Consider the following 26,066-nt stretch of genomic DNA (forward strand, 5'->3'; position numbering starts at 1 on the left):
TTCCGCCTCCGCGGGAAAGAGCACGTCGGCGGGGATCACGCGCCCTCCACCGGTACGGGAGCGGCGCCGGGCAGTGCAGCGGCGAACCGGCGGAAGGCGGCCGCGCCCTGCTGGTCGTCGAAGACCGCGTCGTAGCCGGCGAACAGCAGTTCCGCGGTCTGTTCCTCAGTGAGCGGGCCGCCGGTGCCGAGCTTCCCGCCGAGCACGATCGGCAGGTGCCGCAGCTGCGGGAACGCCCGCAGCCGCTGCACCACACGCAGCCCGTCCTGGTAGCCGTGCCCGTTCACACTGCTCAGCACCAGCATTGTCGGCAGCCTGCTGAGACATTCCGACTCCAGCAGCTCGTCCGGCACACAGGCGCCGAGATTCACCACGTCGAAACCGAGTTCGCCGACCAGCAGCTCCAGATAGACCAGATTCCAGGTGTGCGAGTCCGACGCCATGCTGCTCACGATCACCGTGCGCCTGCCGGGCTCGGTGACCACCCCACCGCGGTACGCGTGCACTTCCTCGCTCATGGCGAAACCTCATAGGCGCGCTGATAGTCCAAACGCGACACAGAAACCACATCACCACCGCGTAGCACGACCTCGGTCGGCGCGGGTCGGCCCAGGAAACTGAGCAGGCTCGCAGTAACCCCGTAGGCGCCGACGTTCGGCACCGTGACCAGGTCGCCGGGCGCCAGTTCGGGCAGCTTTGCCGCTTTGGCCAGCGAATCTCCGGGCGTGCACAGTGGACCGACCAGATGCCCCGGCTCCTGGCCGGCCTGCTCGATGCCGACCGCAGCGGGCAGCAGGCGGCCGATCCCGGACAGGCCGCCGACCACGTTGATCCCCGCGTCGAGGATCACGAACCGGCTTCCCCTGCTCTCCTTCACGTTCACCACGCCGGCCAGCAGCGTCCCGCAGCTGCCGGACAGGTAGCGGCCGGATTCGCAGGCCAGCTCGATCTCCCCGGTCCGCCACTGCGGCAGGTACAGATCGAGCAGCTGCGTCAGTCCCACCCGCAGCTTCGGGTAGTCGGTGCGCGCACCCGGCACCGCGTACGGCGAGGAAAACCCGCCGCCGATGTCGAGCAGCTCCAGCGGAAGTCCCGCCTCCTGCCGCAACTGCGCGGCCGACTGCAGCACGAACTCGTACTCGCCGAGCAACGCGTCCTCGTCTTGCGCATTGCTCATGGTGAAGAAATGCGCCCCGACAACGCGCACCCCGGCGACCGCCTTGAACGCGGGCATCAGCGACGGCAGGGTTTCGGCGTCGATGCCGAACTGCGAGGGCCTGCCCATCATCCGGATTCCGGTGGAGGCGCTGCCCTGCGTGGTGTTCACCCGAAGCAGGCAGCGTGCCGTCGTGCCGTGGCGCTGCGCGACCGAACCGACGTGCTGCAAATCGGTGTACGATTCCACCGAGAACAGCCGCACCCCTGCGGAAATCGCGGCGTCCAGCTCGCCGTCGGTTTTCCCCGGTCCGGTGTAGAGGATGTGTTCCGGGCAGAACCCGGCGCGCAGCGCGTTCGCCAGTTCACCGGTGGAACTGATCTCCGCACGGCAGCCGCCCTCGCGCAGTTCCCGTGCGATCTCCGGATGCGGATTGGCCTTGAGCGCGTAGTACAGACCGAAACCGTCGGGCAGCAGTGCGAAAAGCTGGTCCCGCGCCTGGGCGGTGACGTCGAGGTCGTAGACGTAGGTGGGAGTGCCGAACCGTTCGGCCAGCGCGTCGTGGTTGCTCATTTACCGGCACCTTCCACCAGCAGGGCGAGTTCCTTCGTGGCGTTCTTGCCGTGTGCGGTGAGCGGGAACTCGTCCACGACGTGGCACAGTGCGGGCACCTTCTGCGGTTCCAGCCGGTTCGCCAGCTCCTTGAGCACGGTCGTGGGCGGCAGCTCGCTTTCCACGCAGATGGCCAGGTCCCGCGTGCCGCTCGGCGGGATCGCCCCGGCCGCGCGGACTCCGGGGATGTCCATCGCGGCCGCCTCGATCTCCAAAGTGGACATCCGGATTCCCTTGCGCTTGAACATGTCGTCGCGGCGGCCCTCGAAGTAGAGATACCCGTCGGCGTCCAGCCGCCCGTAGTCGCCGGTGTGCAGGCGCAGATCCCCGGTGGCCGCGGCGCGGCGGAACGTACCGGCGGACAGCTCCGGGGCCCGCCAGTAACCGGGCATCACGTGCGGTCCCGCGGCCACGATCTCGCCGATTTCCCCGGCAGGCAACGGAGTGCCGTCCGCGGCGAGGATGTGCACCGAGGTGCCGGGCAGCGGCAGCCCGGACGAACCGGGCCGCTGCGTGTCCTGCTCCGGCGGCATGATGGTGATCCGTTTGCACTCGGTCTGCCCGAACTGCCGGACCACGCGCACGCCGGGGAAAGCCGCCCGCAGCTTGGTAATCGTCGGATCCGGCAGTGCCGCACCGGTGTTGGTGAACAACCGCACCGGGGCGGCCGGGCCGGTGTCGCGTTCGGCGAGCGTGGCGATCATGCTCGCCAGCGAGGGCACGATCGGCACGACCGTGGCCCCGACCTCCCGCATCCGCTGCAGCAGGCGAAGGTCGGATTCGGCGTCGGCCAGCACGATCTCGCTGCGTCCCAGCGTGGCGAGCAGAACCTTGTACAGGCCGTAGTCCCAGGACATCGGGAACCGGCAGAACACCACGTCGTCGCGGCGGTAACCGAGCACCTGCTGGATCGCCCGCGAGGCGAAGGTGACCTGCCGATGCGGGCCGATCACCCCCTTCGGCGCCGCAGTGCTGCCGGAGGTGTACACGAGCACTGCGATGTCGTCCGGAACAACCTCGATGGATTCGGCCCGGACACCACTTTCGCGGGCCTGTTCGACCTCTGTCCAGAATGGACCGAACTCGGCCGGCCGGAGCACCAGCACCGGTTCCGCATTGGCCACCACCGAGTCGAAGTGGAACTGTTTCATCGCCGGATTGATCGGCACGAACACCGCGCCCCGGCGCGAAGTGCCGTGGAACAGCGCGACGAGCGCACGGTCCGTGGGCAGCTGCACCACCACGCGGTCACCACGGCGCACCCCGCGCCGCTCGAGCACTGCCTCCACCGCATGGCTCCACACGGACAGCTCGGCGTAGGTCCACACTCCCGCGCGGTCGCGCACCGCCGGCGCGTCCGGCGCATCGGCCACCGCCGCGTCGAGCAGAGCATGGACGAGAGATCCGGAATCGTTCACGACTGCCACTCCCCAGAATCACCGTGCAGGCGGGGGATTCCCACTCCCCGACGCGGAGAAAGCTAGCCGTACGCGCAGCGGCGGCCACACCCCTAACCGCCCCTAATACCGCAACGCCCACGCCGTGCGCGAGTGGCCGCGAAGCCGGTAACGGCTGGGTAGGCTTCCGCAGCAGGCTCCGTCAGCGACGGGGAACCACGACGATCGAGCAGAACCGGGCTTCGGCGAGGCGGCTGGTCGAGGGGCTGGGCACGAACGGGAGTACCTCGACACCGCCCGTGCGCTGGCCGCGTTCGCCGAGTGAGCCGGCCGCTCAGCTCCGCGCCGCGCCGGGTTCGCGCGCGGGCAGACCACGCAGGAGCGTGTCGAGGAACAGTTCGAAACGCGGCGCACCGGGCCCGAGGTCCAGCGGATTCTCCTGCGTGGCAAGCCAGCTGACCACGCAGGTGATGAAGATGTACCAGCTCTGCTCGGCGAGGCCGGGGCTGACACCGGCGTGCGTGAAGGCCCCGACGACCGCGCCCCGGATCCGTTCGAAGGAACGGTCGTGGTGCCGGTGCGGCCGGGACAGCCGGGTGGCGTACCCGGGCACGGCGAGGAACTCGTCGTGCATGGCCCATGCGACGCGCACCAGCCACGGCCGCCAGCGTCGCCCGGACGGGCCTTCGGCGGGCAGGATCCGGTCGATCACCACCTCGCTGACCAGGTCGAACAGCTGATCGCGGTCGGCAACCCAGCGGTAGAGCGCGCCGTGGCTGACCGCCAGCCGTCCGGCCAGCTCCCGCATGGTCAGCGTGTCGAGGTTCCCGCTGGACAACGCGGCGTCGACGATCCGCTCGCGGTTGAGCTGTGCCGGGCGGCCGGGGCGCGGCCGGCCGGCCGAAACGTGACCCATGCAGAGCACCCTACCTTTGTGACCAATGGTCACAAAGATGGTTCACTGGTGGGTATGAGCGAGGAAAGCACAGTGCAGGGCACGGTGGCCGACGGCTTCGAGCCGGTCCGCGAAGAGTTCGCCGCGGTACTGGCCGCCGAAGGTGCCGGGTTCACCGCGCAACTGGCCGCCTACCGGCACGGCGAACGCGTCGTGGACCTGTGGACCGGACCGGAAATCACCGGGGATTCGCTGCTCGGCGCGTACTCCGCGAGCAAGGGCGCGGCACACCTGGTCGTCGCATTGCTCGTGCAGGACGGCGTACTGGACCTGGACCAGCGGGTGAGCCACTACTGGCCGGAATTCGCCGTGGCCGGCAAACAGGACGTCACACTGCGCGAACTGCTCGCGCACCGGGCCGGACTGGTCGGCGCGGACGCCGGATGCACCCTCGCCGAACTCGCCGACGACCGGATCGTCGCGCAGCGCCTGGGCGCACAGCGTCCGTACTGGCGGCCGGGCACCGCATTCGGCTACCACGCGCTCGTCATCGCGGCGCTCAGCGGCGAGGTGGTCCGCCGGGTCACCGGCCGCACCATCCAGGAGCACTTCGCCGAGCGGATCCGCGACGCGTACCGGGTGGACTTCCACCTCGGGCTGTCCGCGGACCAGGAGCCCCGGTTCCGGCCCGCTCAGCCGATGCAGCAGACGCCGGAACGGATGGCCGCGCTGGCCGCGCAGGCGAGCGGTCCGAACAGCCTGAGCGGGATCGCCTTCGGCCGGAACCGCCCGGACGGCCCGCAGGTATGGGAACTGCCGAACTTCCCGCTGGTACGCAGGCTGGGCCCGGCCTCGTTCGGTGGCGTCGCCCCGGCCCGCGGACTGGCCAGGATGTACGCGGCGGCGATCAGCCCGCTGGAGGGCAAGGCACCGCTGCTGGAGCCGGACACCGCGGCCGCGTTCGCACAGATCCACTCCATCGGCCACGACCTGGTGACCCGGGAACACAAGGCGTTCGCGGTGGGATTCCACGCCACCTCCGAGTACTACCCGGTGCTGGGCCAGGGTTCGTTCGGGCACAGCGGCGCGGGTGGGCAGCAGGCGTTCGCCGATCCCCGCAACGGCATCGCCTACGGCTACACCCGCAGGCGCACGCCGTTCCCGCCGGCCGTCGCCCCGGAAAACGACCGGTTGATCCGCGCCCTGTACGCGTCGGCTTCCCGCTGAGCGCCGGTCAGGGCAGCACGACGGCGGTCCCGAGCGTGCCGAGGGTTTCGCGCACCTCGCGCAGCTCCCGGTGCGCGATCTCGCCGAACGGGCGATCGCACTTCGGATCCGACCAACGGGCGTAGGCCCGGTTGAGCACGAAACCGGCGAGCTGGGCGGTGAGACCGGCGGTGATCTCCGGCAGGCCGCGCCGGGTCAGGGCGTTCGCCATGGCCTCCGCAAGCCGGACGGTCTTCAGCGCTCTGCGCTCCTGGAGCTCACTGTTGCCCCCGATCACCGCGCTGAGCTGAGGACCGAATGCGCGCCGCCGTTCCGGGAAAGCCTCGGCAGCGGCGTCGAGGGCCGCGGCGATCAGTTCGTGCGGGGTGGCCGCGCCGGGTGCCGCGGCGATCCCGTCCACCAGCAGCTGGGACAGGATGTCCTGGCCGGCGAAGAGGACCTCCCGCTTGTCCGGGAAGTGCCGGAAGAACGTGCTCCTGGTGAGCCCGGCCCGTTCGGCGATCTCCACCACGGTGGTGCGCTCGTAGCCCTGTTCGGCGCACAGTTCGAGCGCCGCCCGCACCAGACGTTCGCGCGCGTTCGGTTCCCATCGACCCATCCCGCCAGCCTAGGTGACGGCACTGAGTATCGTCACCCGGCTCAGCGTTCGCCCCGCAATCCACTGGATAAGCTCGACCAGGCGCACGGCCTCGTCCGGCCGCCGGGCCCGCGTTCGCGACACCGCCGACGACGCGGAGCAGATCGACCGGCTCGGCCCCGCCGCACTGGCGGAGGTTCACCGACGAACCGAACCGGCTCTCCGACACCGAGGCGATCGACCGGCAAGCAGCCGGGTAGCAGCGCTTTCCCGGACAACAATGCTCTCCAGGACAACCATGCTCTCCCCGGCAGCAATCTTTCCCAGGCGGCGATCCTTTGCCGGGCCACGATCCTCTCCCCGACCGCGATCCTGCCGAGCCTCGATCCTTTCCCCGACCGCGATCCTGCCGAGCCTCGATCCTTTCCGAGCAGCGATCCTTTCCCGGACAGCGAGGTTCTCCCGGGCGGCAGCTCTCGTCCGGATGCCGGCCCTTCCCCGGGCGGCTGCACCGCCGCTGACGGGTCGTCGCGGTCAGTCCGCCGGCTTGATCCCGAATGCGCGGCGCAGGGCGTCGACCTGCCGGGTGAAGATCGGGCCGAAGTCCGCGACGACGTGTCCCTGGTTGGCGTCCACGTGCAGTTCCACCGGCACCCCCGCATCACGCAACCGGTTGGCGTACAGCACATCCTCGTCCCGCAGGATGTCCAGCTCGCCCACCGTGATGTGCGCGGGCGCAACACCTCGCACAGAGTCCGCCAGCAGCGGCGAAGCCCGCCAATCCCACCGGTTCTCCGGGTTCCCGAGATACTGCGCGCTCACGAAGTCGTTGTCCGACTTGCGCAATCCGTAGCCGTCGGCGAACTCGTACTGCGAACGGCTGTCGTTGCGCAGATCTGCGGGCCACGCCTGCAGATACTGCAGCGCGAGGTCCGGCCCGCCCGCATCCCTCGCCAGCAACGCCAGCGCCGCGGCGATGTTCGCCCCGGAGCAGCCACCGCCGATGGCCACGCGGGTGGTGTCCCATTCCTCGTGCACGTCGCCGTCTGCCACCCAGTTGAGCACCGCCCACCCGTCCTCGAGCCCGGCCGGGAACGGATTCTCCGGCGGCAGCCGGTAACTCGGGTGCACCACGATCGCGGGCACCGCCGCGGCCATCGAGGAGTTCGCCGCGTCCCACATGTCCGGGTCGCCGCCCGCGACGAACCCGCCGCCGTGCGTGTGCAGCACCACCGGAAGCCGCTCGCCTTCCTCGTGCACGGGCGTGTAGATGCGCACCGGCACCGGCCCGTTCGGCCCCTCGACCTCGACGTCCCGGCTCACCACCCCGTTGTCCGGCGGCGCCTGCCGGTGCCCGCCGATCAGCCCGCGCACCCCGGCCACCCCGATCTCGGCCAGATCCGGCCAGCGCTCGATCGCCGCCCGGTCCTCCGCCGACACCCTGGCGAGCCGCTCCTCGCGCAAGCGTTCGTAGTCGTCCACCTGGTTCTCCCGATCGCTTGTCGTACACTCTCCCGTGACGGGACTGAGTACTGTCAGAGTATCAGGATGACGAGCTCGGGTCCCATCACTCGATAGTTCCTCAGCGCGCGGTTTCGGTGTTGTTGTGCTCGGCGATCAGCCGGCGGGCCGCGCTCTGGTCACCGGCCTCGATCGCGTCGACCAGACGCACGTGGAGCTGGTGGCGGGCGGCGACGTAGTCCGGCAGGGGCACTGCTTCGGTGCCGCCGACGCCACGGGTGTGCGCCTCGATGAGCTCCAGCAGCGAGACGTAGACCGAGCGCACCAGCACGCTCGGGCTGACCTCGGCGATCTGTCGGTGCAGCGCCCAGTTGGCGCGGACGAACGCGACGTAGTCCCCGCCGTCCCGCGCGGCGGCCATGTCCGCCAGGCTGCCGCGCATCTTGCCGATGTCGGCGGCCGAGGAGTACCAGAGCGCATCGTCCACCAGGAGCGGGTCGAGTGCGTCCCGCATCCGCACCGCATCGGCGACCGAGGTCGCACTGCCGTCCAGTGCGAGAAACGAATTGCCGAGCCGCACGATGGGCGAGCGCTCGGCGGCGAAGATCCCCCCGCCCGGACCCGAGCGGGAGACGACGTAGCCCCGGCTCTGCGCCAGTTTGACCGCTTCGTTGAAGGTGCCGACCGAGACCCCGCACTCCTCCCGCAGGCGCACCTTCGTGCCGAGGTGCGCACCCGGTTCGGCACGCTCGGCGAGCTGCTGGAGCTTCCGCGCGGCACCGTCGGCCCGGCTTCCGAGGTGCGTACCGGGCACCGCCACCGGAACCTCGGCCGAATCCGTCACGTACCGCCTCCTGTCCCCGGCAGCCCTCGGGCCTATTCGTCATGATTGATCGTAGGGCACCGCTTGACCGCCCGCGGGAACGCCATCATGATGAACCAATCAATCATGATTGATACTGATCGATACCGGTGTGGGCGCTCGCACCACCCCGTCCGGGGCGATCACGGACGAAGGAGTCCGCGCATGGCTGCTCGCACCCCCGCACCGCCCGGTCGCTCGACGGCGGGCCTCGTCCTCGGCGTAGTCATCCTCTTCGTCGACGGCTACGACCTGTTCGTGCTCGGCACGGCCGGACCCTCCCTGCTCGCCTACGCGCCGTGGCACGCGACTCCGGCCGCGCTCGGGGTGCTCGGCAGCGTCACCGCACTCGGGATGCCGCTCGGCGCGATCGCCGCCGGATGGTCCGGCGACCGCTGGGGCAGACGCACCCCGCTGACCGTCAGCCTGGTGTGGATCTCGTTCTGGATGCTGCTCAGCGCAGTGGCCCCGACGCTGTGGTTGTTCGGCGCGACCCGGTTCGCCACCGGGATCGGCCTCGGCGCGCTGGTCCCGGTGGTGGTGGCCTTCGTGACCGACCGGGCACCGCAGCACCGCCGAACCTTCCACTCGAACGTCGCGCTGACCGGGATCGCCTTCGGCGGTCTCGCCGCTTCCCTGCTCGGCCGTGCCCTGCTCCCGGCCCTGCACTTCCAGTGGCTGTTCCTCATCGGCGCGTTCCCGCTGCTGCTCGCCCCCGTGGTGTGGCGCCTGGTCCCCCGCGAGGTCGACGATCCCGCCAAGGACCGCGCCGGACAGCGGGCGAGCACCGCGGCCCAGCTGTTCGCCCCGGGTTATCGCCGGCCCACCCTGTTGTTCTGGGCGGCCACCTTCCTGGCGCTGATCCTGGTCTACGGCGCGAGCACCTGGCTGCCCACGCTCATGGTCGAGGCGGGCTACGACGTCGGCTCCTCGCTCGAGTTCGCGGTCACCTTCAACGTCGGTGCGATCGTCGGGACGATCCTGGTCGCCCCCGCTGCCGACCGTGGATACGTCAAACCGGTCACGGTTGCCTGCTTCCTGTTCGCCGCCGTCGCGATGCTCGCACTCAGCGTTCCGCAGTCGCGCTGGCTGCTGCTGACCATGTGCGCGATCGCCGGACTCGGCTCGCTCGGCGCGCAGAACCTCGTGAACAGCTACGTCGCGCGCTTCTACCCGCCGCGCATCCGCGGCACCGCACTCGGGTTCAGCCTCGGCGTCGGACGGATCGGCGCGATCGTCGGGCCGAGCTACCTCGCCGTGGTCACCATCTTGATCACCACGGCCCACGTGGGCTTCTACGCCTTCGCCGTTCCCGCGGTCCTCGGCGCGATCATCATCGGGTTGCTGCCCGCACGCGCCCGGACCCGCTCCCGCCGCGAGGAGGCACCGGTATGAACGAGTACGAAACAGCCGTCGTCATCGTCGGCGGTGGACCGGTCGGCCTGACCCTTGCCCACGAGCTCGGGTCCCGCGGGATCGCATGCGTGCTGCTGGAACCGCGCGAGGCGACCAGCAGCGGATCACCCCGGTGCAAACAGGTCAACCCGCGCTCGATGGAGATCTTCCGCCGCCTCGGCGTCGCGGACGACATCCGCGCCGCGTCCGGGCTGCCGTTCGGCTGGTCGGACTCCGCGGTGTTCGCCACCAGCCTCACCGGGCACCGGATCGAACGGTTCGACCAGATCTTCGCCTTGTCCGGGGCCGGTGCCACCGAACTCGCCGAACCCGCGCAGTGGTGTGCGCAGAACCGTCTCGAGGAGGCGCTGCGCGAGACACTGCGCCGCCGCACGAGCGTCACCCCGCTCTGGGGCGCCACGCTCACCGGGATCGAACAAGACGAAACCGGGGTGACCGCGATCGCCGACGGCCCGGACGGTGCCGCGCTGCGGATCCGCGGCCGTTACCTCGCCGGTGCAGACGGTTCCCGCAGCAGCGTCCGCCGCCTGCTCGGGATCCGGCTTTCCGGACGCAGCCACGAAATCCGGAACCTGCAGACGACCTTCCGCGCACCAGGACTCGACCGCGCACACGACCACGGCCGGGCCGTGCAGTACTGGATCGTCAACGACCGGGTCAACGGCCTGATGGGGCAGCTGGACACCGAGGACACCTGGTGGGCGATCATCCTCGGCGCACCGGCCGCACCGTCCTCGGACTGGGTACGCGACGCGCTCACCACGATGATCGGGGCGCCGCATCCGGTCGAGGTCCTCGCGCACGATCCGTGGACCGCGCGCATGCTCATCGCCGACGAATACCGCGCCGGACGGTGCTTCCTGCTCGGCGATGCCGCGCACCTCAACCCGCCGTGGGGCGGTTTCGGCGCCAACACCGGCATCGGGGACGCTGTCGACCTCGGCTGGAAGCTCGCCGCCGCGGTCGAGGGCTGGGCCGGACCGCAGCTGCTCGATTCCTACCAGGCCGAACGGCGCCGGATGGGGCTGCGGACCATCGCCGAGGCCGAGCGCAACATGCAGGTGCTGCCCGGCGAACTGGCGCGCCCCGAGCTGGACGACGACGGTCCGGCCGGTGCGCACGCCCGTCGCGAAGCCGCCGCCGCGATCCGGCGGACCAAGACTTCCGAGCTGTACACGCTCGGATTCGTGCTCGGCGCTCGTTATCTCGGCTCACCGCTGCTCGCCGACGACGACGGACCTGCGCCCGGCTCGACGACCTCGCACTACCGGCCCTCCGCCGCGCCGGGGGTCCGGCTGCCCCACCTGTGGCAGGCCGCCGGCCGCTCCCTCTACGACGCGCTCGGCCCCGGCTTCACCCTGCTCGAACTCGGCGAGCCGGCCGGCCCGCAATGGGCAGCGGCCGCCGGCGCACGCGGACTGCCGCTGACCCGATTCCGCTTGCACCGCCCCGATCTGCGCGAGCTGACCGGCGCCGACCTGCTCCTGGTCCGCCCCGACCGGCACGTCGCCTGGCGTGGCTCGTCGCGAGAGCCCGACCCGGCCGCAGTGCTCGACCGCGCCCGCGGCGGCACGTCGACGAACGCCGAATCTTCGGCACGCTTCGATGCGGAGGCCCGGAAATGACCGAATCAAACACTCCGGGGATCGGCCGCCGCCGGTTCTTCGGCGTCAGCGCCGGAGCGGCCGGGCTGCTCGCGGGAACGGCCGCGTGCGACAGCGGGGACGCAGCCGGAGCCGCACCGTCCGCCGAGGGCAGCGATCACCTCCTCAACCTGCCCGGTATCCCGGTCGCCACCGACTACGAAGCACTCCGCCGGCAACGGATGACGCAGGTCGATCCGGAGATGAAGGCCGTCTACGACCGGGTGGCCGCCGGTCCGTCGATCCGGCAGACCGGCATCGCGGCGATGCGCACCGGAGCCGGCCGGCCGGAGGCGTCGGTCGTGCCGAAGGGCGTCACCGCCCGCAACATCGAGATCCCCGGACCGGCCGGCCCCGTTCCGACGCGGATCTGGATGTCGGAAGGGGCCGCCGAGCCGGTGGGCGTGTATCTCAGCACCCACGGCGGCGGCTGGAACTTCAGCAACGGCATGGCAGGACACGACGCCGAAGAAGGACAGCACGTGCTCGACTGGGGGTGCGCGGTGGTCCGCCCGGACTTCCGGGTCGCACCCGAGCACAAATTCCCCGCCGCCGTCGAGGATTGTTACGCCGCACTGCAGTACCTCGGCAGGAACGGCCACGAACTCGGGCTGGACCCGGCCCGGATCGGCGTGGGCGGTGGCTGCGCGGGCGGCAGCATCGGCACGGTCATCTCGCTGATGGCCCGCGACGCCGGGGAGACCGTGCCTGCCGTCCAGTTCCTCTGGTCACCGGCCACCGACATGCGCAACAACTACCTGTCCCATCTCGAATTCGCCGACGGGTACGGCCTGCGGCTGGACGACGCGGACTTCGTCAGCCAGAACTACCTGCGGTCAAGGGAGGACGCCTACGACTGGCGGGCGTCGCCGGTGCTGGCTCCCTCGCTCAAGGGCGCGCCACCCGCTCTCGGCTGGCTCGGCGAATGGGAAATCCTGCACGGCGAGGCGATGGCGTACGTGAACCGGTTGCGCGACGCGGGAGTGCCGGTGCATCTGTTCGAAGGGCCGCAACAGGGGCACGGCTTCCGCTACCTCTACCCTGACACCCAGTATTCACCGGAGACCAGGCCGCAGATCGACAAGATCATGCGCGACTACCTCGGGCCGAAGAGCTGATCGGCACCGGCGGAAGGGACGCCTCATGTACGACGCCGTGATCATCGGCGCCGGCACCAACGGCCTGTCACTCGCGCTGAACCTGGCCGCGGCCGGGATGCGCACGCTCGTCGTGGAGAGCGAACGCCGCGTCGGCGGGCAGGCGAGCACGCAGCAGCCGCTGCTGCCCGGTTTCCTCGTGCACCCGCATGCCAACTATCTGTCCTTTCAGGACTTCATCGGCACCAGGACCGAACCGGCGTGCCGCGCGATGGCGCTGCCCCCGACGCGGACGCCGATCGCCCAGCACGGACTGTGCTTCCGCGACGGCCGCCCGCCGGTGATCATCCACCGGCGGGACCACCGGAAGAAGACCCGCAGATCGCTGTCGCGCTATTCGGCCGGAGACGCCCGTGCCTACGAGGAGTGCAAGGCACGTGCCGACCGGCTGACCACGACGCTGTCCCGGCTGTACTTCACCCCGCCCGGATCCGCGTCGTTCGGCAAGTACCTCGCCAAGGTGTCCGAGGCCTTCGACGGGATCGTGGACCCGCGCACGCTGGCACGGGCGTCGGCGAGGGAACTGATCGACACGCTCTTCGAATCGGACGAAGTCCGGACGCTGTGCTACCTGCTGGCCACGGAGTTCTCCGGGGACCTGCACGAGCCCGGCGGTGCGGTGGGACTGCTCGGTTACGTGTTCTGGCTGCTGGGCAGGCGATCCCTGCCGCTCGGCGGGATGAGCTCGGTCCCGCAGGCGCTGGCGGAGGCGGCGACCGCGGCCGGCGTGCGGATCCGGACCGAGGCCGCGGTGGAACGGGTGCTCATCGAGGACAACGCCGTCCGGGGAATCCGGCTTCGCAGTGGCGAAGTCGTCGAGGCCCCGGTCGTCGCTTCGAGCGCAGGCTACGAGGTGCACCTCAACGAGCTGGTGGGCCGCGAACAGCTGAGCCCGGCGGAGGCCGCGGAGCTGTCCCGGTTCGAGAACACCGGAGCCACCCTGATGGGCAGCTACGCGGCAGCGCTGCGCGAGGCACCCCGGTACACCAGCGCAGCACACGATCCGGCGATCGACGAGTGCGCACAGACCTTCCTCGGACTCGACAGCACCCGCGAGGTCCTCGACCATCTGGAGGAGCTTCGGGCCGGTCACCTCCCGGCCCCGTGCGGACCCGTTCGCCTGAACACGCTGTGGGATCCCGGTCAGGCACCGGCCGGACACCACGTCGCCGGGGCGGACTGCGCGTTCCCGGACGGACTGGACGACGCGGACCTCGCCGGTGTGCAGCGCAGCTACCCGGCCGCGTTCCTGACGATGTGGCGGCGCTACGCACCGAACGTCGAGGACGCCGTGCTCGCCCAGCGAATCTCGCTGGCGAAGAACGTCAACCGCAAGATGCGTTTGCGGGAAGGCACCGGCCAGTACCGCAGCCGGGTACGGGGCATGTACTTCTGCGACTCCTCCACCCACCCCGGTGGCGGAGTACACGGTGCCTGCGGTGCCAACGCGTTCCACGCGATCATGGCCGACCGGACGCAGTGACGCTCGTCGAGGCCGGGCGAGTGCGGTCCGGCGCCCGGCCTCGACGCGCTGCGCCGACGGTGGTTCTCCGGTATTCGGTCACCGGGCCAAGCGCTGCCTCGTCACCGCTAGGCTGGTCTTCTCCGGACGAACAACCGCAGGAGGAACGGCCGTGCCCGAAGACGTCGTGCAACTCCAAGCCGCACTGGCTGCGCGTTCGGTGGTGAAGAACTGGTCCACCGGCGCGGAGCTGGTCGAGCTGCTGCGGACGGCACACGAGGCCGGCTGGCTGAGCCGGCTGCGCAACGGGACGACCGCCGTGGCTCTGGCCGCTTCCACCGGTATTCCGGTCGAATCGGCGGCCGACGTCCTGTCCGTGCTGGGTTCCGCCGAAGTCGTCGAGGCCGACGGCGGCTCCTGGCATCTGACGCCGTCGTTCGCCGCACTCGTCGACGGTGTCGCAGGGGTCGACTTGAGTGCCACGCTGGCCTCCACGGACCTGACCCGCGCAGAGATCGCGCGGGCTGCCGAGCCCGCGAACGGCCTCGACGGCGCACAGGCCCTGACCGTGGCACGCGACTCGGGGGTCCGGGTCGGCCCCGGCGCGCAAGCACTGTACGGGCTGATCTACCAGGCACTGCCGGAATACCGGGGCCTGCTGGAACAAGGCGGCCCGGTCCTCGACGTGGGCAGCGGAATCGGCGGCACGCTGCTGACCACCGTGTCCCTGTTCGACCAGCTCCACGGGGTCGGCGTCGAGGTCGTTGCGGAAATCGCGACGGAACTGCGTTCCCGCACGCAGGCAGCCGGACTGGCCGACCGCGTGGAAATCCGCGCCGTGGACGCCCGCGAGCTGAACGACGAAGGCGTGTTCGCGGCGAGCTTCTGGGCACAGCCGTTCTTCGCCGGCGACGCCCGGCCCGGCACGCTCGCCGCGATCCACCGCGCACTGCGCCCCGGTGGCTTGCTGCTGATGCAGGAGCTGTTCCCGCCGCTGACCGAGCAGGCCGGCGCCCGCGAACACCTCGACCAGCTCTTCCACCGTCGCGCCGGCGCGACGTTCGGCCGCTCCGCCGAGGAGCTGGCAGCCGAAGCGGAGAAGGCCGGTTTCCACGATCCGGAGATCACCACGACCGCACTGGGCCGCGTGCTCACCGTGCGCCGCTGACCGGTCAGCCGACCGGCACCGGGGCCAGCAGTTCGGCGGCGCGGGCGGCGAGCGCCTTCCGGTCGATCTTTCGGTTGGCGTTGAGCGGGAATTCGGCCACGTGCCGGTAGTGCCGGGGGATCACCCCCTCCGGCAGTACCGCGCGCAGTGCTCGCACCAGTTCGATCACCGGGCGTTCGCCGCCGGTGTAGAAGACGAACAGTTCGGTGCCGCCTGCCCCGGTGACACCGAGCGCGACCGCGTCCGGGATTCCGCAGTCCCGCAGCGCGTGCTCCACCTCGGTGAGTTCCACGCGCCAGCCGAGCACCTGCACCTGCGAGTCGAGCCGGCCGAGGTAGGCCAGCTCGTCGCCGCCGAGCCGGCGCACGCGGTCACCGGTGCGGTAGAAACGCCGTCCCCGGCGCTGCAGGAACCGTCCCCGCTCGTCGGCCGGATCGAGATAGCCCGGCGTCAGCTGCGGGCCGGCGATGGCGAGTTCGCCTTCCCCCGCTTCGGTTTCCTCCAGCAGCAGGTACTCGTGACCGTCGTGCACGGCACCGATCGGCACCACGCCGTTCACTGCCACCCGCGGGGTCTTCTCGTCGTCCCACCGGTATCCGGCGACAGTGATGGTCGCTTCGGTCGGTCCGTACAGGTTTTCCACCACAGAGTTTCCGGCCGCCACGCGCCAGTCGGCTACGTCGCGCACGGTCAGCGCTTCGCCGGCGAAGAAACTCCACCGCAGGCCCGGCGCCGCACCCGGGGTGAGCCGTCCGGTCCGGCGCACCAGGTCGATCGCGCTCGGCGTGGAAAACCACACGGTGAGCCCGTGCTCGGCGATGAACGCGGGGACGTCGCGATAAGCCGCGCCGGGCAGGACGACCGCGGGGGCCCCGGCACCCCAAGCACAGAACAGGTCGAACATCGCGCAGTCGAAGTTCAGATCGAACGTCTGGGAGAACACGTCGTCCGGGCTGAAATCGTACCGGTCGTCGAGCAGGCCGAAGTAGTGCTCGGTGGCGCTGTGCCCGATCCGCACGCCCTTCGGCCGTCCGGTGGAGCCCGAGGTGAACAGCACGTACGCGGTGTCGGTGGATCGCACTTCCTTCGGCGCCACCAGTGCTTGTGCCGCACGGGGACGCAGCACGCCGCTGCTCGCCCCGCATTCCGGGGCGAGCACGGTCCGCCCGGCCCCGACCTCCGGAACCAGCGCGAGACCACGTTCGTCGGCGATGAGCGCGTCGACCCCGGCGGCTTCGACCATCTGCGCGGTCCGTGCCGCCGGGAAGTCCGGCCGCAGCGGGACCACGGTGGCGCCGGAGTAGAGGCCGGCGAGGATCCCGGCGTAGGCGGTGACTCCCTTGCCCGCCAGCACCCCTACCGTGCGCGCGCCGGATTCGGCCAGCGCACCGCCCCAGCGCAGGGCCCGCTCGTGCAGTTGCCGGTAGCTCAGCGTCTGCCCGCCGACCGACACCGCGGTGCCGTTCTCGGAAAGGGCGAGCCCGCGCAGGAAGCGCGCGTGCAGCCCGGGAATGGTGCTCAGGTCCATCATCGTCCTCCGCGGTGAATAGGGGTGCCGGCGCGTCGCTTCGGGACGGCGGCACGAGGTAGAGTCCAAAACCGAACCGGGCGGTCGGTTTCCCCGCCTGGTCCCGTGTCCGATCCAGCCACCGGAGTAGCCATGTGGGACAGTTCCTTCGACGAGACCCTTCGTCCGTTCCTCCCGTTCCTGCCCGCCGACGAGGCACTGACCGCCGAGACCCCGCTCAGGGAGTACGGCCTCGACTCGCTCGCCACCGTCGAACTGCTGGCCGTACTGGAGGAGACCTACCAGGTCCGGTTCTCCGACGACGCGCTGAACCTGGAGACGTTCGAGAACCCCGGACGGCTCTGGGCCACGCTGTCGCAGCTGCAGCCGGCTAGCTGACCCGCGGGCCGGTGCCGCGACGGCGAGGCTGCAGGGCAAGGCGCGGGTTGATCGTGGTCACCTCGAACCGGCTGGTGGTCGCGCGGACCCGGCCGAAGAGCGTGTCCGGACCGGCCACCCAGAGCTTGCGCACACCGAGCTGTTCGAGTGACGAGACGACGTCCGGCCAGCGCAGCGGTTCGACGATGCTGTCCAGCAGCATCGTGCGGACCTGGGCACCGGAGCGCAGGATCGAACCGTCCTGATCGGCGACGATCGGAAGGAGGGGATCGTGGAAGCCGAGGTCACCGAGCACCTCGTCCTCCGCCTTGCGCCGCAGTGCGCCGAACGCACGCGAGTGCAGCGGAGGACGCATGGTGTACAACGACAATCCACCCATGCTCCGCACGGTCTGCTTGAGCCACTCCAGGTTCCGCTCCCGCACCGAGACCATGTAGAAGTCGTGGTCGATGTAGCAGGAGATGTCCGACCATTCGCCGCGCCCGTCGAGTTCGGTGAGCGCGGCACGCAGTTTCTCCTCCGGTGTGCGGACGAACGAGTGCGTGACCACGTCGGTGTACTCGGTGGCGAAGAACTCGTCCAGGCACCGCGCGAGCTGTGCGGTCATCCACACCGCGTCCGGGAACGACAGCGCGCCGGCGTACACGCTGGCCGGTTTCTCGCCGAAACTCGGTCCGGTGCAGTAGTCCGGGCTCATCCCGTATTCCTGCTCCGCCCATTCGGCGAGCGCGACACAGGTCAGCATGAACCCGACCTGGGCGTATTCGGAGTAGTCGCCCTCGGTTTCCCGGAAGCGGTCGACCAGCGAATAGCCAAGGCGCGCGTCCGCCTCCTTGATCAGTCTGCGCGCAAACGGGTTGATCAGCAGAAACTTGCCGAAATCGGCGAACCGGCACGGACTCATACCGGGGAACACGACCGCCGAACCGGATCGGCTTGCCTCATCCATGACTGGCGACCTCGCTTTCGGCGGGGATGGGGTGGACGTCCCGCAGGAATCCCAGCAGGACCTCGTGGAACCGTTCGGGTTCCTCCAGATGCGGGACGTGGCTGGATTCCGGCAGGATTTCCCAGCGCACGTCGTGAATCCGGTCGAAATAGGGCTGCACGGTGGCCGGGGTGGCCTCGTCGTGCGCGCCGGAAATGAGCAGCGTCGGCACCTCGATGTCCTCGAGGCGGTCGATCACCGAATAGTCCTTGAGCGTGCCGGTGACGGTGAATTCGCTCGGTCCGTTCATCACCGAGTAGACCGTGCCGTTGTCGGCCATCTCCATGAACGAGGCGAGGTAGTCGGCGGGCCACGGCAGCACCCGGCAGACGTGCCGGTCGTAGAACACCCGCATCAGGTCGAAGTACTCCTGGCTGCCGGTGGTGCCCGCGGCCTCGTGCGCACGCAGTCCCTCGTCGACCCCCGGCGGCAGCTGCGCCCGCAGCAGGTCCATCTCACTGCGCCACAGCTGGTAGGAGGCAGGCGAATTGGCGATCACCAGGCCGCGCAGCCCGTCCGGGCGCTGCGCCGCGTGCCTGGCCACGACCAGCCCGCCCCACGACTGTCCGTAGAGGACGTAGTTGTCCTCGATGCCCAGCCGGTACACGAGGTTGTCCAGTTCGTCGGCGAACAGCTCCGGCGTCCAGAAGTCCGCGCCCTCGTCCGGGCACCGGGTCGAGCCGCCGCTGCCGAGCTGGTCGTAGTGGACCACCGGGAAACCGTGCCGGGCCAGTTCGGAAAGGCCAAGCAGGTAGTCGTGCGTGCTGCCGGGGCCGCCGTGCACCACGACGACGGCGGGCAGCGCACCCCCGGTCACCCCGGTGACCCGGTACCACGTGCGGTACTCGCCGAACGGGACCCAGCCCTTCGTGGTGGGTGCCACGGCCATCCTCATCACCTCGCTCGTGTTCCTCGTCCGGTGCACTCCGGACCGGTTACCTGTCTATCCGCCACGGCCGCGTCGCGGCCAGCCCCTAAGGGGCGGCTAAAGCCGGTCTGAATCCGGTCGGCGGGCCTGCGGTTGAGGGGCCCCTACCCGGGCGTTGCCGGGTCGGCTGCAGCGCCCGCCGGCCCTACCGTTTCCCCGGTGGCCGAACAAACCCGCCCGAGCGAACACCCCGGAGAACCGCGATGCGCGTGATGCTGATGGTCTTCCCGACGAGGACGCACGTCTACAGCATGGCTCCGGTCGGCTGGGCGCTGGCCGCGGCGGGGCACGAGGTGCGGTTCGTCGGCCAGCGCAATCCACGCGAGGTCGCCTCCTTCGCCGAAACCGGGCTCGACGCGATGTGGTTCGGCGCCGAACTGGACATCGCGCGCCACCGCCAGCTGCAGATCGACGGGAACAACGCGATGCAGGGCGACTTCCGGATTTCCGAAAGCCGTCCGGAGCGCTACACCGACGAATACGTGCGCACCGTGTACGAGCACTGGGTGGAGGTGTTCCGCTGGACCACGCCGGACGCGCTGCTCGACGAACTCGTCCGCTTCGCCCGGCACTGGCAGCCGGACCTGATCGTGTGGGACCCGATGATCTACGCGGCACCGATCGTCGCGCAGGCGATCGGCGCGGCGCACCTGCGGATGATGTACGCGGCCGACCAGACTGCCCGGATCGGTGCGCAGTACCGCGATCTGCGGGCGAGCCGGCCCGACGACGACAGCCCGGATCCGTTCGTGACCTGGATGTCCGCTGCGGTCGGCCGGTTCGGCGCGGACTACGACGACGCACTGCGCTACGGCACCGCGACCATCGACTGCCATCCGTCGTACCTGCGTTACGACGGCGTGGACGTGGACTACCTGCCTGCCCGGTTCGTGCCGCTCAACAAGCCGATGGCGATTCCGGACTGGGTGCTGCGGCGCCCGCAGCGGCCGCGGGTGATGCTGACCCTTGGCATCTCCAACCGGCAGGTGCTCGGCGTCGAGGAGACCTCGGTCGGCGATCTGCTCGACGGGCTCGCCGACCTCGACATCGAGGTGGTGGCCACGCTCAACGAGAGCCAGCTGGCGTCGGTACGGTCCGTTCCGGACAACGTGCGCGCGGTGGATTTCGTGCCGATGAACGAACTGCTCGCCTCGTGCTCGGCGATCGTGCACCAGGGTGGCGGGGCGACGATCGGCAACGCCGTGGTGAACGGTGTGCCACAGCTGGTGATTCCCGGGACCACCTGGAGCGAACGCGGCTCCGCGGTGGCGCAGGTCAAGCGGGGCAACGGGTTGCTGCTCGATCTGGCGGACGTGACCGCGACGAGCGTCCGCACCGAGCTGCGCCGGCTGCTGGAGGAGCCGTCGTTCCGGGACTGCGCACTCGAAGTGCGCGACGAAATGCTGGCCACCCCGACGCTCGGCGACCTCGTGCCGGAACTGGAACGGATCGCGGGATGCCGGTGACGCCGCGGCCGCCCACGATCCGCGCGATCGGGTTCCTCCTCGTGAGTTTCCCGATCCGGCTCGCGGCCTTCGTGCTGGTGCTGGTCACCATGCTGGTCGGCGTCGGCACCACGATGCTGTGGATCGGCATCCCGATCCTGCTCGTCTCGACCTCGCTGATGCACGGGTTCGCCGCGTTCGAACGGCAGTGGGCAGGCAAGATGTTGCGAGTCACCATCGCCGAACCGATCCTCCGCCGTCCGCACGCACCCGGTCTGCTCGCACTGTGGCAGGCGCGGCTGCTCGACCGTGCGACGTGGCGTGCGCTGATCTTCGTGCTGATCGCTTTTCCGCTGGGGATCGTGGAATTCGTTGCCGGTGTGGTCTCGATCGCGGTGCCGCCGTTCGGGATCTTCGTGGCACCGCGGATCGGGACCATGCACGCCGCACTCGCTTCGTCGTTCCTCGGGCCGGACCGCACTTCGCAGCTGGAGGCTCGTACCCAGCAACTGCAGGATTCGCGGGCCCGCGGCGTCGACGCGGTGGAAGCCGAGCGGCGGCGGATCGAACGGGACCTGCACGACGGTGCCCAGCAGCGGCTGGTGGCCGTCGCGATGAGTCTCGGCCGGGCGCAGCTCAAACTGGACTCCGAAGACTTCTCCGGCTCCTCCTCGGTGCGCGACCTGATCGGCGCGGCACACACCGACGCAAAGCTGGCCGTCTCCGAACTGCGTGACCTCGCCCGTGGCATTTACCCACCGGTGCTGCAGGACCGCGGTCTCGACGCGGCACTGTCCTCGCTCACCGCGCGGATGCCGATCCCGGTGGACGTCGAGGTCACGGTGCAGCCGCGCCCGCCCGCACCGGTCGAGACGACGACGTACTTCATCGTGAGCGAGACCCTCACCAACGTGACCAAACACGCCGGTGCCGACCGCGCTTCGGTGCGCGTGACCCGCGACGACGACACCGTGGTCGTCGAAATCATGGACAACGGCCACGGCGGTGCTTCAGTACACCCTGGCGGCGGTTTGGCCGGCCTTGCCGACCGCGCCGCCACGATCGACGGCGTGCTGACCGTGGTCAGCCCGGCAGGCGGACCGACCGTCGTGCGCGCCGATCTTCCTGTCCGCTGGTGATTTTCGTGTTGGAGGCCCGACCATGCGTGTGGTGATCGCCGAGGATTCCGTGCTCTTGCGCGCGGGGGTGCAGAGCCTGCTGGCCGATGTCGGCATCGAAACCGCGGCCGCCGTCGACAACGGCGACGCTCTGCTCGGCGCCGTCCGCGAGCACCAGCCGGACCTGGTGATCGCCGACGTCCGGATGCCCCCGACCTTCACCGACGAGGGGTTGCGCGCGGCATTGGCTGCCCGCAAGGAGATCCCCGGACTGCCGGTGCTGGTGGTCTCGCAGTACGTGGAAGGCAGCTACGCGGTGGACCTGATCGCCGAAGGCAGTTCCGGCGTCGGCTACCTGCTCAAGGAACGCGTCGCCGATGTCGCGGACTTCCTGGAAGCCGTCCGTCGCGTGGCAGGCGGCGGATCCGCCATCGACCCGGACGTGGTGGCCCAGATGCTGTCGCGCAGCCGGGACCCGCTGGACAGCCTGACCGCCCGCGAGACGGAAGTCCTGTCCAGGATGGCGCAGGGCCTGTCGAACGCGGCCATCGCCAAGGCCTTCGTGATCACCCAGGGCGCGGTGGAAAACCACATCAGCAACATCTTCGCGAAACTGGGCCTGGAAGCCAGCCGCGACGAGAACCGCCGCATCCGCGCAGTGCTGACCTATTTGGACCGCACCGCCGTCAAGGCCTGACGCACCGGCACGCAAGCCGGGGCGCCGGTTGCCGGGCCACGGGTGGGTTGCGGCCCTGCTCTGGGGGTTTCCACGAACCGGGCGTCCGCCGTCGGCGGGCAGTCCGGTCCAGGTCCGGCGAGCCTCCCCGGGCACGGCAGGCCATCCGATCCAGTGAGCCTCCTCAGGCACAGCAAGCCAGCCCACCCGGCGAACCTCCCCGACCACGGCGGGCCATCCCGATCACCGCAAGCCAGCCAATCCAGTGAGCCTCCTCAGACACAACAAGCCAGCCCACCCGGCGAACCTCCCCGACCACAGCGGCTCATCCCGATCACCGCAAGCCAGCCGCTCTCAGCCAACCCGCCGATCACAGCGGGCTGTCCGGTCTCAGCCGTCCTTCCGGTCCGGGGCGCCTTCCGGGTTCAGCGGGCCATCCGCCAGCTGGTCGCCGGGACGAAGCGCACCGGCTTCCGGGGCTTCGGCACCGGCGATCCGGGCGGCGCCGATCGCGGTGTTCCGGCGCCCAGCGCCGACAGCACCGCGACCAGGGCCGCCACTTCCACGTCGTCCGGGTTGCCCCGCACGATGCGGATCGCGGGCTCCGCCATCAGACCGGCGGGTTTCCGTGCTTGCGCGCCGGGATGTCGGCGTGCTTCGTACGCAGCATCGCGAGCGAGCGGATCAGCAGCTCACGGGTGCAGGCCGGCTCGATCACGTCGTCGACGAGGCCACGCTCGGCCGCGTAGTAGGGATGCATCAGCTCGGTCCGGTATTCCTTGATCTTCAGCCGCCGCACCGTTTCCGGATCGTCCGCCGCGTTGATCTCGCGGCGGAAGATCACGTTCGCCGCACCCTCGGCACCCATCACCGCGATCTCGTTCGTCGGCCAGGCCAGCGAGACGTCCGTGCCGATCGACCGCGAGTCCATCACGATGTACGCCCCGCCGTAGGCCTTCCGCAGGATCACCTGCACCCGCGGAACGGTCGCGTTGCAGTAGGCGTACAGCAGTTTCGCCCCGTGCCGGATGATCCCGCCGTGTTCCTGGTCCACCCCCGGCAGGAAACCGGGCACATCCACCAGCGTCACCAGCGGGATGTTGAACGCGTCGCAGGTCTGCACGAACCGGGCCGCCTTTTCGCTGGCCTCGATGTCGAGCACCCCGGCGAGCGTGGCCGGCTGGTTCGCCACGATCCCGACCACGTGCCCGTCCAGCCGGGCGAGTGCGCACACCACGTTGGTCGCCCAGCCCGCGTGCACCTGGAGGAATTCGCCGTCGTCCACGACTTCCTCGATCACCGCGCACATGTCGTAGGCGCGTGCCGCATCGGTCGGCACCAGCTCGAGCAGCCGATCGGTACGCCGGTCGGCCGGATCGCCGGTCGGCTCCACCGGCGGTGCCTCGTTGTTGTTGGACGGCAGCAGCGAAAGCAGATACCGCACGTCTTCCAGGCAGGTACGCTCGTCGTCGTAGGCGAACGCGGCCACCCCGGAGGTGCACGCGTGCACGTCGGCACCACCGAGGCCGTTCTGCGTGATCTGCTCGCCGGTCACCGCCTGCACCACGTCCGGGCCGGTGATGAACATCTGCGAGGTTTCCCGCACCATGAACACGAAATCGGTCAGCGCCGGGGAATAGGCCGCACCGCCCGCGCACGGCCCGAGCATGACCGAGATCTGCGGGATGACCCCCGAACTACGCGTGTTCCGCTGGAAAATCCCGCCGTATCCGGCCAGCGCGGTGACGCCCTCCTGGATACGCGCGCCGGCGCCGTCGTTGAGCGACACCAGCGGCGCTCCCGCAGCCGCGGCGAGGTCCATCACCTTGTGGATCTTCTGCGCGTGCGCCTCACCCAGGGCACCACCGAAAATGCGGAAGTCGTGCGCGTACACGAAAACGGTGCGACCGTGCACAGTGCCCCAGCCGCAGACCACCCCGTCGGAATACGGCCGGCGGTGCTCGAGCCCGAAGCCGGTCGCGCGATGCCGCCGCAGCGCTTCGAGTTCGGTGGACGTGCCGGGGTCCAGCAGCAGCTCGATCCGCTCGTGTGCGGTGAGTTTGCCGCGGCTGTGCTGCCGGGCGGTTGCGGCGTCGTCGGGTCCGCGCCGTGCCGCCTCCTTGGTCTCCCGCAGCTCCCCGAGCCGATTTTCGAATGCTGCCTCGGCAACCGGTGCCTCAGACATGGACACGCCCCCTGTCGACAAGCCGATCGGCCAGATAGCGGAGAATCACATCCTGGTGGCGGGTCAGGAAGAAGTGCCCGCCCGCGAGCGGTACCAGCTCGAACTCCGCCGCGGTGTGCTCGCCCCACGAGCGCACCTCGTCCACCGACGCCACCGGGTCGTCGGTGCCGGTGAACGCGACCACCGGCGCGGCCAGCGGCTGCCCCGGCCGGTACCGGTAGGTCTCCACCGCGCGGTAGTCGTTGCGCACCACGGGAAGGATCATCCGGACCACGTCGTCGTCACCGAGCAGATCCATTTCGGTACCGCTCAGCCGGCGCAGTTCGTCGAGTACTCCGTCGTCGGTGCGGGTGTGCACGTTCTCGTCGCGGTGCCGCGACGGCGCCCGGCGACCGGACACGAACAGCGCTGTCACCCGGTTGCCCGCGTCCTCCAGCCGCCGGGCCACCTCGAAGGCGACCATCGCGCCCATGCTGTGGCCGAACAACGCCAGCGGCAGGTCGGCCCTGCCGCGCAGCAGCGCGGCAATCCGCTCGGCAATCGCGTCGATACTGGTCAGGAACGGCTCGTGCCGGCGGTCCTGCCTGCCCGGGTACTGCACGGCCAGCACCTCGACCGCAGGCGCGAGCGCCTTCGACACCGGGAAGTAGAACGGAGCCGAGCCACCGGCGTGCGGCAGGCACACCAGCCTCGCCTCCGCCCCCGGCGAGGGGTGGAAGCGACGAAACCAGCTTTCGTCGTCGATGTCCGCGCCAGCCGTCATCTCCGCGCCCTTCCCTCGGCCGGATCGGGGACGACCCGGCTTCGTCTCGACGGGCCACGTTAACCACGAGCACCGCGCCACAACGACCCCTAACGGCCCCAGTGCCGCACCGGCGCCGGCGCGGAATCCGGTCGTGACCGCCCGGTTCCTGTGCGAGGATCGCCCGCATGTCACCGACGTTCATCCTGGTACCCGGTTCGCACACGAGCAGCCGGTGCTTCACCGCGCTGCAGCGGGAACTGGCGCTGCTCGGACATCGTTCACTCGGCGTCGACCTTCCCGGACGTGGTGCAGCCGGGTTCTCGACGGCCTACCACACCCAGGACCTGGCTGCGTTCGCCGAGGAACCGTCGCCGATGGCCGGGGTCACGCAAGCGGACGCGACGGCGCAGGTGATCGGCCTGGTCCGGCAGGCCCGGGAGCACGGACCCGTCGTGCTGGTCGGGCACAGCCGGGGCGGGTTCACCCTGACCAGCGTCGCGAATGCCGTGCCGGAGCTGCTGGAGCGGATCGTCTACGTATCCGCGTGGTGCTGTGTGGACAGTACTTTCGCGGGCTACGCGGCCGAACCCGCTTTCCAGTCGGAGCCGCTGACGGAAGCGGCCACGGTGCTGGTCGGCGATCCGCACCGGCTCGGTGCCCAGCGGATGAACTGGCGCACCACCGATCCCGCCCAGCTCGCCGCGCTGAAACGGGCGCTGGTGGTCGAGGGCACCGACGCGGAACTGCTCGCCTTCCTCGCGACCATGGAGCCGGACGAGTCACTCGACGCAGGCACCGATCGGGCCGCCGCCGACACCTGGGGCACCACGGCGCACACCTACGTCCGGCTGACCGGCGACACCAGCCTGCCGATCGCACTGCAGGACCGGTTCATCGAAGAGGCCGACGCACTCACCCCGGGCAACCCGTTCGACGTGCACTCCCTCGCGGTCGGCCACATCGACCCGCTGCTGCGTCCACGGCCACTGGCGGAAATCCTCGCCGCGAGCGTCCCGGCCCGGTAGCCGCCCCGGACCGTCCT

General features: G+C 70.1%; 24 protein-coding genes. 11 read left to right on the forward strand and 13 right to left on the reverse strand.

Going from position 1 to position 26,066, the window contains the following annotated elements; genetic code table 11:
• Nucleotides 1-35: 35 nt before the first annotated feature.
• The 4 genes from ABD793_RS17050 to ABD793_RS17065 all read right to left on the reverse strand — a co-directional run bounded on the left by ABD793_RS17050 (nucleotide 36) and on the right by ABD793_RS17065 (nucleotide 4,081).
• Nucleotides 36-518: a cobalamin B12-binding domain-containing protein gene (locus ABD793_RS17050; RefSeq protein ID WP_344860957.1), complete on the reverse strand. Its 483-nt coding sequence runs from the start codon at nucleotides 516-518 to the stop codon at nucleotides 36-38.
• Nucleotides 515-1,729 (reverse strand): alanine racemase, encoded by a 1,215-nt coding sequence (locus ABD793_RS17055; RefSeq protein WP_344860959.1) that lies wholly within the window; start codon nucleotides 1,727-1,729, stop codon nucleotides 515-517. Before ABD793_RS17055 ends, ABD793_RS17050 begins: the two co-directional genes overlap by 4 nt.
• On the reverse strand, nucleotides 1,726-3,186 hold the full coding sequence (locus ABD793_RS17060; RefSeq protein WP_344860961.1) for an AMP-binding protein: 1,461 nt from the start codon (nucleotides 3,184-3,186) through the stop codon (nucleotides 1,726-1,728). The genes ABD793_RS17055 and ABD793_RS17060 overlap by 4 nt, the downstream gene beginning before the upstream one ends.
• A 313-nt stretch (nucleotides 3,187-3,499) precedes the next feature.
• Complete coding sequence (locus ABD793_RS17065) at nucleotides 3,500-4,081, reverse strand: TetR/AcrR family transcriptional regulator (RefSeq protein WP_344860964.1); 582 nt, start codon at nucleotides 4,079-4,081, stop codon at nucleotides 3,500-3,502.
• A 54-nt stretch (nucleotides 4,082-4,135) separates the two neighbouring features.
• Here ABD793_RS17065 and ABD793_RS17070 point away from each other — a divergent pair, with 54 nt between their 5' ends.
• The gene (locus ABD793_RS17070) at nucleotides 4,136-5,287 is read left to right on the forward strand and encodes a serine hydrolase domain-containing protein (protein WP_344860966.1); all 1,152 of its coding nucleotides are present in this window, start codon (nucleotides 4,136-4,138) and stop codon (nucleotides 5,285-5,287) included.
• Nucleotides 5,288-5,294: 7 nt separating this feature from the next.
• On the opposite strand, the gene ABD793_RS17075 is transcribed toward ABD793_RS17070, so the two are convergent.
• The 3 genes from ABD793_RS17075 to ABD793_RS17085 form a co-directional block, all read right to left on the reverse strand.
• Nucleotides 5,295-5,885: a TetR/AcrR family transcriptional regulator gene (locus tag ABD793_RS17075; protein ID WP_344860968.1), complete on the reverse strand. Its 591-nt coding sequence runs from the start codon at nucleotides 5,883-5,885 to the stop codon at nucleotides 5,295-5,297.
• A 513-nt stretch (nucleotides 5,886-6,398) separates the two neighbouring features.
• Nucleotides 6,399-7,346, reverse strand: coding sequence for an alpha/beta hydrolase (locus tag ABD793_RS17080; protein WP_344860969.1), 948 nt, complete (start codon nucleotides 7,344-7,346; stop codon nucleotides 6,399-6,401).
• 100 nt (nucleotides 7,347-7,446) lie between these two features.
• On the reverse strand, nucleotides 7,447-8,169 hold the full coding sequence (locus ABD793_RS17085) for a FadR/GntR family transcriptional regulator (RefSeq protein ID WP_344860971.1): 723 nt from the start codon (nucleotides 8,167-8,169) through the stop codon (nucleotides 7,447-7,449).
• Nucleotides 8,170-8,352: 183 nt separating this feature from the next.
• On the opposite strand from ABD793_RS17085, the gene ABD793_RS17090 reads away from it, so the two are divergent.
• The 5 genes from ABD793_RS17090 (at nucleotide 8,353) to ABD793_RS17110 (ending at nucleotide 15,033) form a co-directional block, all read left to right on the forward strand.
• Nucleotides 8,353-9,582: an MFS transporter gene (locus ABD793_RS17090; RefSeq protein ID WP_344860973.1), complete on the forward strand. Its 1,230-nt coding sequence runs from the start codon at nucleotides 8,353-8,355 to the stop codon at nucleotides 9,580-9,582.
• Complete coding sequence (locus ABD793_RS17095) at nucleotides 9,579-11,228, forward strand: FAD-dependent monooxygenase (protein WP_344860975.1); 1,650 nt, start codon at nucleotides 9,579-9,581, stop codon at nucleotides 11,226-11,228. The genes ABD793_RS17090 and ABD793_RS17095 overlap by 4 nt, the downstream gene beginning before the upstream one ends.
• Nucleotides 11,225-12,364 (forward strand): alpha/beta hydrolase, encoded by a 1,140-nt coding sequence (locus ABD793_RS17100; RefSeq protein ID WP_344860976.1) that lies wholly within the window; start codon nucleotides 11,225-11,227, stop codon nucleotides 12,362-12,364. Before ABD793_RS17095 ends, ABD793_RS17100 begins: the two co-directional genes overlap by 4 nt.
• Nucleotides 12,365-12,389: 25 nt before the next feature.
• Nucleotides 12,390-13,886, forward strand: a complete 1,497-nt coding sequence (locus ABD793_RS17105; protein ID WP_344860978.1) for a phytoene desaturase family protein — start codon at nucleotides 12,390-12,392, stop codon at nucleotides 13,884-13,886.
• 151 nt (nucleotides 13,887-14,037) lie between these two features.
• Nucleotides 14,038-15,033: an SAM-dependent methyltransferase gene (locus tag ABD793_RS17110; RefSeq protein ID WP_344860980.1), complete on the forward strand. Its 996-nt coding sequence runs from the start codon at nucleotides 14,038-14,040 to the stop codon at nucleotides 15,031-15,033.
• A 4-nt stretch (nucleotides 15,034-15,037) separates the two neighbouring features.
• On the opposite strand, the gene ABD793_RS17115 is transcribed toward ABD793_RS17110, so the two are convergent.
• Complete coding sequence (locus ABD793_RS17115) at nucleotides 15,038-16,561, reverse strand: AMP-binding protein (RefSeq protein ID WP_344860982.1); 1,524 nt, start codon at nucleotides 16,559-16,561, stop codon at nucleotides 15,038-15,040.
• A 132-nt stretch (nucleotides 16,562-16,693) separates the two neighbouring features.
• Here ABD793_RS17115 and ABD793_RS17120 point away from each other — a divergent pair, with 132 nt between their 5' ends.
• Entirely contained in the window at nucleotides 16,694-16,939 is a 246-nt protein-coding gene (locus ABD793_RS17120) for a phosphopantetheine-binding protein (protein WP_344860983.1), read from the forward strand.
• Here the strand turns inward: ABD793_RS17120 and ABD793_RS17125 are convergent.
• Nucleotides 16,932-17,888: an ACP S-malonyltransferase gene (locus ABD793_RS17125; RefSeq protein ID WP_344860985.1), complete on the reverse strand. Its 957-nt coding sequence runs from the start codon at nucleotides 17,886-17,888 to the stop codon at nucleotides 16,932-16,934. The two genes, ABD793_RS17120 and ABD793_RS17125, sit on opposite strands and share 8 nt — an antisense overlap.
• Nucleotides 17,881-18,816 (reverse strand): proline iminopeptidase-family hydrolase, encoded by a 936-nt coding sequence (locus ABD793_RS17130; RefSeq protein ID WP_344860987.1) that lies wholly within the window; start codon nucleotides 18,814-18,816, stop codon nucleotides 17,881-17,883. The genes ABD793_RS17125 and ABD793_RS17130 overlap by 8 nt, the downstream gene beginning before the upstream one ends.
• 242 nt (nucleotides 18,817-19,058) lie before the next feature.
• Between ABD793_RS17130 and ABD793_RS17135 the strand changes: the two genes are divergently transcribed.
• Genes ABD793_RS17135 through ABD793_RS17145 form a run of 3 tightly spaced genes read left to right on the forward strand, consistent with a single transcriptional unit; the run spans nucleotide 19,059 to nucleotide 22,115 of the window.
• Complete coding sequence (locus ABD793_RS17135) at nucleotides 19,059-20,321, forward strand: nucleotide disphospho-sugar-binding domain-containing protein (RefSeq protein ID WP_344860989.1); 1,263 nt, start codon at nucleotides 19,059-19,061, stop codon at nucleotides 20,319-20,321.
• Nucleotides 20,312-21,439 (forward strand): sensor histidine kinase, encoded by a 1,128-nt coding sequence (locus ABD793_RS17140; protein ID WP_344860990.1) that lies wholly within the window; start codon nucleotides 20,312-20,314, stop codon nucleotides 21,437-21,439. Before ABD793_RS17135 ends, ABD793_RS17140 begins: the two co-directional genes overlap by 10 nt.
• Before the next feature lie 22 nt (nucleotides 21,440-21,461).
• On the forward strand, nucleotides 21,462-22,115 hold the full coding sequence (locus ABD793_RS17145; RefSeq protein WP_344860992.1) for a response regulator transcription factor: 654 nt from the start codon (nucleotides 21,462-21,464) through the stop codon (nucleotides 22,113-22,115).
• Nucleotides 22,116-22,519: 404 nt separating this feature from the next.
• Here ABD793_RS17145 and ABD793_RS17150 read toward each other — a convergent pair whose 3' ends face one another.
• Genes ABD793_RS17150 through ABD793_RS17160 form a run of 3 tightly spaced genes read right to left on the reverse strand, consistent with a single transcriptional unit; the run spans nucleotide 22,520 to nucleotide 25,042 of the window.
• A complete protein-coding gene (locus ABD793_RS17150) occupies nucleotides 22,520-22,705 on the reverse strand; it encodes an acyl-CoA carboxylase subunit epsilon (protein ID WP_344860994.1) in 186 nt (61 codons plus the stop codon).
• On the reverse strand, nucleotides 22,705-24,279 hold the full coding sequence (locus tag ABD793_RS17155) for an acyl-CoA carboxylase subunit beta (RefSeq protein WP_344860995.1): 1,575 nt from the start codon (nucleotides 24,277-24,279) through the stop codon (nucleotides 22,705-22,707). Before ABD793_RS17155 ends, ABD793_RS17150 begins: the two co-directional genes overlap by 1 nt.
• Nucleotides 24,272-25,042: a thioesterase II family protein gene (locus ABD793_RS17160; RefSeq protein WP_344860997.1), complete on the reverse strand. Its 771-nt coding sequence runs from the start codon at nucleotides 25,040-25,042 to the stop codon at nucleotides 24,272-24,274. The genes ABD793_RS17155 and ABD793_RS17160 overlap by 8 nt, the downstream gene beginning before the upstream one ends.
• Nucleotides 25,043-25,209: 167 nt before the next feature.
• Between ABD793_RS17160 and ABD793_RS17165 the strand changes: the two genes are divergently transcribed.
• A complete protein-coding gene (locus ABD793_RS17165) occupies nucleotides 25,210-26,049 on the forward strand; it encodes an alpha/beta hydrolase (protein WP_344860999.1) in 840 nt (279 codons plus the stop codon).
• Nucleotides 26,050-26,066: the final 17 nt, after the last annotated feature.

The organism is Amycolatopsis ultiminotia (assembly GCF_039536925.1).
GTDB lineage: Bacteria > Actinomycetota > Actinomycetes > Mycobacteriales > Pseudonocardiaceae > Amycolatopsis > Amycolatopsis ultiminotia.